The sequence below is a fragment of the Pedobacter africanus genome (assembly GCF_040548825.1).
In the GTDB taxonomy this organism is placed as follows: Bacteria; Bacteroidota; Bacteroidia; order Sphingobacteriales; family Sphingobacteriaceae; genus Pedobacter; species Pedobacter africanus_A.
In genome coordinates this window covers 1-5,360 of record NZ_JBEPSL010000009.1, presented here as the reverse complement: position 1 = coordinate 5,360, position 5,360 = coordinate 1, and the positions used below count along the sequence as shown (strand labels likewise).

The 5,360-nt window shown below is 48.3% G+C and carries 2 tRNA genes and 3 rRNA genes; all 5 read right to left on the bottom strand.

The features are described 5' to 3' along the window. Positions 1-45: 45 nt before the first annotated feature. The 5 genes from rrf to ABIE26_RS26465 all read right to left on the bottom strand — a co-directional run bounded on the left by rrf (position 46) and on the right by ABIE26_RS26465 (position 5,148). Positions 46-157 (bottom strand): 5S ribosomal RNA (rrf, locus tag ABIE26_RS26485). 97 nt (positions 158-254) lie between these two features. Beyond that, positions 255-3,130, bottom strand: a 23S ribosomal RNA gene (locus ABIE26_RS26480). A 217-nt stretch (positions 3,131-3,347) separates the two neighbouring features. Continuing rightward, positions 3,348-3,424: transfer RNA gene (locus tag ABIE26_RS26475), tRNA-Ala, on the bottom strand. 14 nt (positions 3,425-3,438) lie between these two features. Then, positions 3,439-3,513, bottom strand: a tRNA-Ile gene (locus ABIE26_RS26470). A 113-nt stretch (positions 3,514-3,626) separates the two neighbouring features. After that, a 16S ribosomal RNA gene (locus ABIE26_RS26465) occupies positions 3,627-5,148 on the bottom strand. The 16S, 23S and 5S rRNA genes sit together here with 2 tRNA genes alongside, the layout of an rRNA operon. Between the last annotated feature and the right edge of the window lie 212 nt (positions 5,149-5,360).

Here is a 5,360-nt window from a genome sequence, read left to right as displayed (position 1 = left end):
TAAACAAGAAAAGCCTGTAGTTTATGGCTACAGGCTTTCTTTAAGATTTGGCACCGACCTACTCTCCCACGTGTTACCGCAGTACCATCGGCTCTGGTGGGCTTAACTTCTCTGTTCGGAATGGGAAGAGGTGGACACCACCGATATAGGCACCTAAATATTTTTAAATATTCAGTCGCATATCTTTCGATTGTTACTAAACAAATGACATATTATTGAAAGAAGTTAGTTAAGAAAAGCAAACAACGTTCTGCTTTTGAAAGCTTCGGATGATTAGTATTACTCGACTTTGATGTCACCACCTTTACATCTGTAACCTATCAACGTAGTAGTCTGCTACGGTCCTATATGGAATTCTCATCTCGTGGCTAGTTTCGCACTTAGATGCTTTCAGCGCTTATCTATTCCCAGCGTAGCTACTCTGCAATGCCCCTGGCGGAACAACAGATTCACTAGAGGCTAGTCCAACCCGGTCCTCTCGTACTAAGGTCAGCCCCACTCAAAATTCCTACGCCCACAACAGATAGGGACCGAACTGTCTCGCGACGTTCTGAACCCAGCTCGCGTGCCACTTTAATCGGCGAACAGCCGAACCCTTGGGACCTTCTCCAGCCCCAGGATGTGACGAGCCGACATCGAGGTGCCAAACCTCCCCGTCGATATGAGCTCTTGGGGGAGATCAGCCTGTTATCCCCAGCGTACCTTTTATCCTTTGAGCGATGGCCCTTCCATGCAGAACCACCGGATCACTATATCCGTCTTTCGACCCTGCTCGGCTTGTATGCCTCACAGTCAAGCAAGCTTATGCTATTGCACTCCTCATACGGTTACCAAGCGTATTGAGCTTACCTTTGAAAGCCTCCGTTACCTTTTTGGAGGCGACCACCCCAGTCAAACTACCCATCAAACAATGTCCTTCGCTGAGCGAAGTTAGACACCGAATACAGAAAGGGTGGTATTTCAACGTTGACTCCACGACGCCTGGCGACGCCGCTTCATAGTCTCCCACCTATCCTACACATCCTGTATCCAATGTCAATGTTAAATTGTAGTGAAGGTGCATGGGGTCTTTCCGTCCCGTTGCGGGTACCCGGCGTCTTCACCGGGACCACAATTTCACCGAGCTCATGGCTGAGACAGCGCCCAGATCGTTACACCATTCGTGCAGGTCGGAACTTACCCGACAAGGAATTTCGCTACCTTAGGACCGTTATAGTTACGGCCGCCGTTTACTGGGGCTTCGATTCAATGCTTCGCCTTGCGACTAACATCCCCTCTTAACCTTCCAGCACCGGGCAGGTGTCAGGCCTTATACTTCATCTTTCGATTTTGCAAAGCCATGTGTTTTTGTTAAACAGTCGCCTGGGCCTTTTCACTGCGGCTGATATTGCTACCAGCGCCCCTTCTCCCGAAGTTACAGGGCCATTTTGCCGAGTTCCTTAGCCATGATTCACTCGAGCACCTTAGAATTCTCTTCCCGGATACCTGTGTCGGTTTGCGGTACGGGTTTTTATAACCTGAAGCTTAGCGGTTTTTCTTGGAAGTCTGATTACCTGCACTATCAACGCCCCCGAAGGTTTGCTGTACTATCAGCCTTTAGCAAGACCGGCGGATTTGCCTACCAGTCCTATACCTACAGCCTTCAACGATCTATTCCGTCAGATCGCGGCAGTGTCACTACTCCGTCCCCACATCGCAGTTATAAAAAGTACGGAAATATTAATCCGTTGTCCATCGAATATCCCTTTCGGGTTCTCCTTAGGCCCCGACTAACCCTGATCCGATTAGCGTTGATCAGGAAACCTTATCCTTTCGGTGGGCAGGTTTCTCGCCTGCCTTATCGTTACTTATGCCTACATTTGCTTTTCCAGAAGCTCCAGCACAACTTACGTCATACCTTCGCCGCCGCTGGAATGCTCCCCTACCGATATATTTCAATCCCATAGCTTCGGTGTACAATTTGATGCCCGTTTATTATCCATGCCCGATCGCTCGACTAGTGAGCTGTTACGCACTCTTTAAATGAATGGCTGCTTCCAAGCCAACATCCTAGCTGTCTGTGCAATCGGACCTCGTTAGTTCAACTTAACTGTAACTTGGGGACCTTAGCTGATGGTCTGGGTTCTTTCCCTCTCGGCGCGTGACCTTAGCACCCCGCGCCTCACTGCAGTGTATATTAAATAGCATTCGGAGTTTGTCTGGATTTGGTAGGATTTGACTCCCCCGCACCCAATCAGTAGCTCTACCTCTAGATAACTTAACCACCACGCTGTTCCTAAAAACATTTCGGGGAGTACGAGCTATTTCCCAGTTTGATTAGCCTTTCACCCCTACCCACAGATCATCCGGAAACTTTTCAACGTTTATCGGTTCGGTCCTCCAGTACGTGTTACCGCACCTTCAACCTGTCCATGGGTAGATCACAAGGTTTCGCGTCTACCTCCCCTGACTATACGCCCTATTCAGACTCGCTTTCGCTTCGGATCCGTGTCTTAAACACTTAACCTTGCCAGAGAAGAGTAACTCGTAGGCTCATTATGCAAAAGGCACGCCGTCACGCCACCTGGACGCTCCGACCGCTTGTAAGCACACAGTTTCAGGTTCTATTTCACTCCCCTGTTCGGGGTTCTTTTCACCTTTCCCTCACGGTACTGGTTCACTATCGGTCTCTCAGGAGTATTTAGCCTTACCGGATGGTGCCGGCAGATTCCCACAAGGCGTCTCCGACCTCGCGGTACTCAGGATACTACTAGGTTAACATTACTTACGTGTACCGGGCTATCACCGTATATTGCCAGGCTTCCCATCCTGTTCCACTTCATTTTGTTATACCACATCGTAGTCCTACAACCCCAGTCTTGCCGTAACAAGCCTGGTTTGGGCTCTTTCCCTTTCGCTCGCCACTACTTAGGAAATCATTATTATTTTCTCTTCCTCTGCTTACTTAGATGTTTCAGTTCGGCAGGTTTGCGTACATTGTACGACTAGTCTTCAACTAGCCAGGTTTCCCCATTCAGAAATCTACGGATCAATTCATATTTGCTAATCCCCGTAGCTTATCGCAGCTTATCACGTCTTTCATCGCCTCTGAGAGCCAAGGCATCCCCTGTGTGCTCTTATTTACTTTCTTCTTTCTGTACCCTTTTGCGCATACAGAAATGCTTTTTTTGATATGTCGTTATCTCCTCGGTTAATGTCTAATTGCTTAAACAATACCCGATAAGCTAACAACGTCTCTATTGTTGTTTGCTCTTCTTTTTTAACTTCTTCCAATATGTCAAAGAACTTTTCGATCCCGGGAACATTAATGCCCCTATTTACGTACCTTTTGTATCAAGTACCGGTGATGGTGGAGAATAACGGAGTCGAACCGTTGACCTCCTGCGTGCAAGGCAGGCGCTCTAGCCAGCTGAGCTAATCCCCCTTAGAATATATATGTAGTCCCGAGCAGATTTGAACTGCTGACCCCTACATTATCAGTGTAGTGCTCTAACCAAACTGAGCTACGGGACTATATGTCTATACTGCAGTATGGAGCACTAATTGATGCTTCATCCTATGGGTTGTCTTTTTTTTGATCTGCCATTTATATCATTCAGCGTAGCGAGTAGTCTGACCTACTCCAGAAAGGAGGTATTCCAGCCGCACCTTCCGGTACGGCTACCTTGTTACGACTTAGCCCCAGTTATCGGTTTTACCCTAGGACGCTCCTTGCGGTTACATACTTTAGGTACCCCCAACTTCCATGGCTTGACGGGCGGTGTGTACAAGGCCCGGGAACGTATTCACCGCGTCATTGCTGATACGCGATTACTAGCGAATCCAACTTCAAGAGGTCGAGTTGCAGACCTCTATCCGAACTGTGAATGGCTTTTTGAGATTCGCTTGCTGTTGCCAGCTTGCTGCCCTCTGTACCATCCATTGTAGCACGTGTGTAGCCCCGGACGTAAGGGCCATGATGACTTGACGTCGTCCCCTCCTTCCTCTCTGTTTGCACAGGCAGTCTGTTTAGAGTCCCCACCTTAACGTGCTGGCAACTAAACATAGGGGTTGCGCTCGTTGCGGGACTTAACCCAACACCTCACGGCACGAGCTGACGACAGCCATGCAGCACCTAGTTTCGTGTGATTGCTCACTTATCCATCTCTGGATAATTCACTAACTTTCAAGCCCGGGTAAGGTTCCTCGCGTATCATCGAATTAAACCACATGCTCCTCCGCTTGTGCGGGCCCCCGTCAATTCCTTTGAGTTTCACCCTTGCGGGCGTACTCCCCAGGTGGAATACTTAACGCTTTCGCTTAGCCGCTAACTGTATATCGCTAACAGCGAGTATTCATCGTTTAGGGCGTGGACTACCAGGGTATCTAATCCTGTTTGATCCCCACGCTTTCGTGCCTCAGCGTCAATCACACCATAGTAAGCTGCCTTCGCAATCGGTGTTCTGTGACATATCTATGCATTTCACCGCTACTTGTCACATTCCGCCTACCTCTAGTGTATTCAAGCTCATCAGTATCAAGGGCACTGCGATGGTTGAGCCACCGTCTTTCACCCCTGACTTAATAAGCCGCCTACGCACCCTTTAAACCCAATAAATCCGGATAACGCTTGGATCCTCCGTATTACCGCGGCTGCTGGCACGGAGTTAGCCGATCCTTATTCCTTCGGTACATTCAGCTACTTACACGTAAGTAGGTTTATTCCCGAATAAAAGCAGTTTACGACCCAGAGGGCTGTCTTCCTGCACGCGGCATGGCTGGTTCAGAGTTCCCTCCATTGACCAATATTCCTTACTGCTGCCTCCCGTAGGAGTCTGGTCCGTGTCTCAGTACCAGTGTGGGGGGCCATCCTCTCAGATCCCCTAGTCATCGTCGCCTTGGTGGGCCGTTACCCCGCCAACTAGCTAATGACACGCATGCCCATCTTAATCCTATAAATATTTGATCATTGGACAATGCTGTCCTGTGATTTTATGCGGTGTTAATCCGAATTTCTTCGGGCTATCCCCCTGATTAAGGTAGGTTGCATACGCGTTACGCACCCGTGCGCCACTTTCATAAGGAGCAAGCCCCTTAATCTCGTTCGACTTGCATGTATTAGGCCTGCCGCTAGCGTTCATCCTGAGCCAGGATCAAACTCTCCATTGTAAAATGTTGTTGTTTGAACACTGACCATTCTTAACTTAAATTAATAATAGTCTATTCTAATTATATATTGTCTAGTTAGAATCAAACTTAAAAAATAGCTCCGGTATCATGTACTTTGATTCCGTACTGTTTTACCTCGCTACGCTTATAAATGACATCTCTTTAATGAACTTCTCGAATCCCCTCGCGGCTCTTCTTATATCTCTTCGCTT